General features: G+C 61.1%; 2 protein-coding genes and 1 tRNA gene. All 3 read left to right on the top strand.

What is annotated here, in order from left to right; genetic code table 11:
- The first annotated feature begins 144 nt into the window (after positions 1–144).
- The 3 genes from ACLHZ1_RS20360 (at position 145) to yjjG (ending at position 2,692) form a co-directional block, all read left to right on the top strand.
- A tRNA-Met gene (locus tag ACLHZ1_RS20360) sits at positions 145–221 on the top strand.
- Between the two features lie 211 nt (positions 222–432).
- A complete protein-coding gene (locus tag ACLHZ1_RS20355) occupies positions 433–1,926 on the top strand; it encodes a M17 family metallopeptidase (protein WP_427263510.1) in 1,494 nt (497 codons plus the stop codon).
- A gap of 91 nt (positions 1,927–2,017) precedes the next feature.
- Positions 2,018–2,692: a pyrimidine 5'-nucleotidase gene (gene yjjG / locus ACLHZ1_RS20350; protein ID WP_427263509.1), complete on the top strand. Its 675-nt coding sequence runs from the start codon at positions 2,018–2,020 to the stop codon at positions 2,690–2,692.
- Positions 2,693–3,884 lie beyond the last annotated feature (1,192 nt).

Raw genomic sequence — 3,884 nt, 5'->3', positions numbered from 1 at the left:
AGCTCGGTAGCTCGTCGGGCTCATAACCCGAAGGTCGTTGGTTCAAATCCAGCCCCCGCAACCACATACAGTCTTGCCGTTCATCCGTGAACAGGAAGGCGCACCCGGGATGGCAACTGCTCTGCCAGAACGGGACAATTCGGACGCGGGGTGGAGCAGCTCGGTAGCTCGTCGGGCTCATAACCCGAAGGTCGTTGGTTCAAATCCAGCCCCCGCAACCACTTTTTATTTCCCCTCGTTATCCTGTTTTCTCTCTCTGAACATGGCCGCCGATGCCGACCCCCATTGCCCAGGACCTGCGGCGACTTGCCCCATGGTCGGGCGCATCAAAGCCAACCCCTATGGCAGGGCGTCATGGCGATCCCTTTCCCTCGGTAGTATCATCTCGCCTTCCTGTTTTCTTCGCTGTGTATTCATGGATGAGGCTGCCCCATCATGCTCGATTTTTGCTACCAGGCCCCCAGGATAGAGAATGCTCCCCGGGATCTTGATCAGTTCATGGGGCTGAATGCCCCCCTCAAGTTGTTGATCTGCCATCAGAATCTAAAGGCAACCCTGCTCGCGCGACCCGAGCTGGCCCCGGCGGCCCTGCAGTCAGCTTTGGGACAGGAAGGGCCTTGTCTGTGCCCGATCATCGGATCGCCCGATGAGCAGGGGCTGCTGCTGCTGGTATTCAGCGATGCCCTGGGCGAAGGCCATGGGCGCTATCGCCGGATCCGGCAGTGGATTGCCCCCCTGGCGTCATACCAGAGCCGCGAGCTGGCCCTGTATCTGGAAGGGTTCGACGGCGACGAGACGGCCCGCCTCGGCGAGGCGCTGCTGGCCAGCCTGCTGGCCGCCAATGTCAGCCTGCCGAGCCAAAAACGCGAGGCCAAAGCGGTGTGCGCCTATGATCGGATCCTCAGCTCGCCCGCCTTTCCCCTGGATGTGACGCGCTTGTGCGCCGAGGCCGAGGGCAATGCCCTGGCTCGTCATCTCGGCGTCTTACCCGCCTCCGTGCTCGATGCCCCTGGTTATCGCCAGCGGGTGCGTGCGCTGGCCCGGCAAGAGGGGTGGCAGTGTCAGGAGTATGATGAGGCCGCATTGCAGGCGCTGGGGGCCGGGGCGTTTCTCGCGGTGAGCCGGGGATCCGAGGATGGCCAGGGCGCCATCGTCAAGCTGAGCTATGAACCCGCCGGCGCCGAGCGCACCCTGGCCTTGGTGGGCAAGGGGATCTGCCATGACTCGGGTGGCTACAACCTCAAGGTGGGGGGCTCCATGTATGGCATGCACCTGGACATGGGAGGCAGTGCGGTGGCCCTGGGCACCCTGCTTGCCATCAGCCGCGCCCGCCTGCCTGTCCGGGTTCACTGCTGGCTCGCCATCGCCGAGAACCACATAGGCCCCAGGGCCTATCGCCCCGGGGAGGTGGTCACCGCCTGCAACGGCACCACCATAGAGGTGGTGGACACGGACGCCGAGGGACGCATGGTGCTGGCGGATGCCCTGGCCCTGGCTGCCCGGGATCAACCATCCCTCATCGTCGATTACGCCACCCTGACCGGGGCCTGCAAGCGGGCGCTGGGCAGCGGTTACAGCGGCGCCTTCACCAATCAGCCTGCCTGGCTGCTCCCCCTCATCGCCCTGGGGCAGGAGAGCGGGGAGCGGGTCTGGCCCTTCCCCCATGACGAGGACTATGACGACAACCTGACGAGCGAGTGGGCGGATCTGCTGCAGTGTGCCCCCGGGGCCTCGCCGGATCACATAGACGCGACCCGCTTCCTCGGTCGCTTCGTGCCCGCCACTATTCCCTGGTTGCATCTGGACTTGTCCGGCTATCGCAACAAGGGGGGCAATGGGGTGGTGGGCAGCGAGGTGACGGGCTTCGGGGTACGTTTCACCCTGCATCTGCTGGCTCGTTGGCAGGCCGGCGAGCTGGATGCCTGACTGGATCCCGTCGCCCCCCTGACCGATAATGGCGCCCCGCCTGCGACACGGGCGGGGCCGCCTCGGGTTTTCCATGCAGTAAAGGAGTGATATGAAGACGCCACGCTATGACTGGGTCCTGTTTGACCTCGATGAGACCCTGGTTGATTTCCCGGTGGGCCGCGCCCTGGAGCAGACCCTGCAACTGCACGGCATAGTGGCCAGTGAGGAGCGGATGCAGGCGTATCAGGCCCTCAATCACAGGCTCTGGGTGCAGTACAACAGTGGCGAGATCGATGCCGAGCAGCTGCAACAGACCCGTTTCTCCCCCTTCACCCCCGCCGGGGTCAATCCCCTGGCCATGAATGACACCTTTCTCACCCGGATCATTGCCCTGAGCCAGCCGCTGGAGGGGGTGGTAGAGACCCTGCTGAGCCTGAAGGAGAGGGTGAGCATGGGGATCATCACCAATGGCTTCAGCCTGCCCCAGCGCGGTCGCCTGAACAAGCTGGGCTGGCACGACTGGTTCGAGCCGCTGATCATCTCGGACGAGGTCAGGGTCACCAAGCCGTCTGCCGCCATCTTCGAGCAGAGCCTGGCCCTGATGGGGTGCCCGGATCCTGCCCGGGTGCTGATGGTGGGGGACAACCCCAAGACGGATATTGCCGGTGCGGCCGCCGTGGGGCTGGCGACCTGCTGGTATAACCCCCATGGCCAGGAGGGGGAGTGCGCGCCGACCCATGAGATCCGCCACTTCCGCCACCTGGCCGAGATAGTGCTGGGGTAAGTCGGTCGCGCCCGGGCGTGACCACCACTGAGCAAGCAGGCAGCCTTCGGGCTGCCTGTTTTTTTGGGCCTGGCGCGGGCCGGTCCGCCCACGGGATCAGATTCGGGCACCGTTGTGATGAGGGCAGGGCCAGTCCGTGCTGGATAACCCGCTCCAGCAGGTCGACGCCCCGGGCCAGCACGGCTTCATCGAAGCTGAATGAGGGGGCGGTGCAGATGAGGGCTCCCTAGGGGGACAAGAGGAGGACCTATTGTGGATCTGGGGGAGGCTGCGTCAAGCCGTGAGCCCGGTGTGATGGGGCGCTTGACGGGGGCGGCCCCGCAAAAGAGAGAGAAAGAGTGGGTAAATGGGGGAGAAACCACAAACAAAAACACCAACGGCGAGAAAGTCGCAGTTGGTGTCGATAAAACAGTCGTTGTCTGGTCAGTCAGTGGGGCGACACGCGCCCCTCATGGCTCAAAACTGGGACAGTGAAGGCAGAGAAACTGCGACCAGAGTGAAAAACACGGTGAAGACGGCTGTAACTAAGAACTCAGTCATACTTTTTCTCCCTGGCTGACGGCTGATGGATACAAGATACCATACGAGGAGATTAAAACAATGGCATTCTTGTATTAAATGGCGTGTTTTTTGGTGATGGAGCATCAACGCTGCATTTTTCAATGCTGGTGAGTGAAATGCGAGCTGGCTGGCTTTGTCAAGTAGGTCGTTCGAGTGCTAATTAATTTAAATCATTTAAAATCAATATCTTGAGATTGGTTTGCGATCTGTTTACAGATAGGTTTTGAATGACGCCTTTTGCGTTTTTGCAGTTTTACTGGGCAAAAAGCGGGGCCGAACCCGACAAATCTTGTCATCGACACCGATTTTCGCGGTTCAGCCAGCACTAACCTCACTGAAAGCCACTATTTTACCCTTGTCTATTTTATCTGCGGCTCACCCCTTGCCCCCTGCTGGCCGGCATCAGTGGCGCGCGTCCTGGCGCGAGGCGAGCCCGCCAGAGGCGGAAGTGGCTGGGACGCCATTGGGAAGCAATAACGTGAAAGGGGAGGAAGAGGGGTTGCCGCCCTCAGAGATCCCCTCATTTTTAGAGACTCAAATAATTCCAAGTGTGCGGGTATATAAGCGGTGTTGCTTCAGGTAGTAGATAAATTTATCCATCAACAAGACCGCATTGGTTTCTTTCATTTTA

Source organism: Aeromonas sobria (assembly GCF_050266975.1).
GTDB lineage: Bacteria > Pseudomonadota > Gammaproteobacteria > Enterobacterales > Aeromonadaceae > Aeromonas > Aeromonas sobria_B.
The sequence above is the reverse complement of the archived record's forward strand: the minus strand, read 5'-3'. Positions and strand labels throughout refer to the sequence as shown.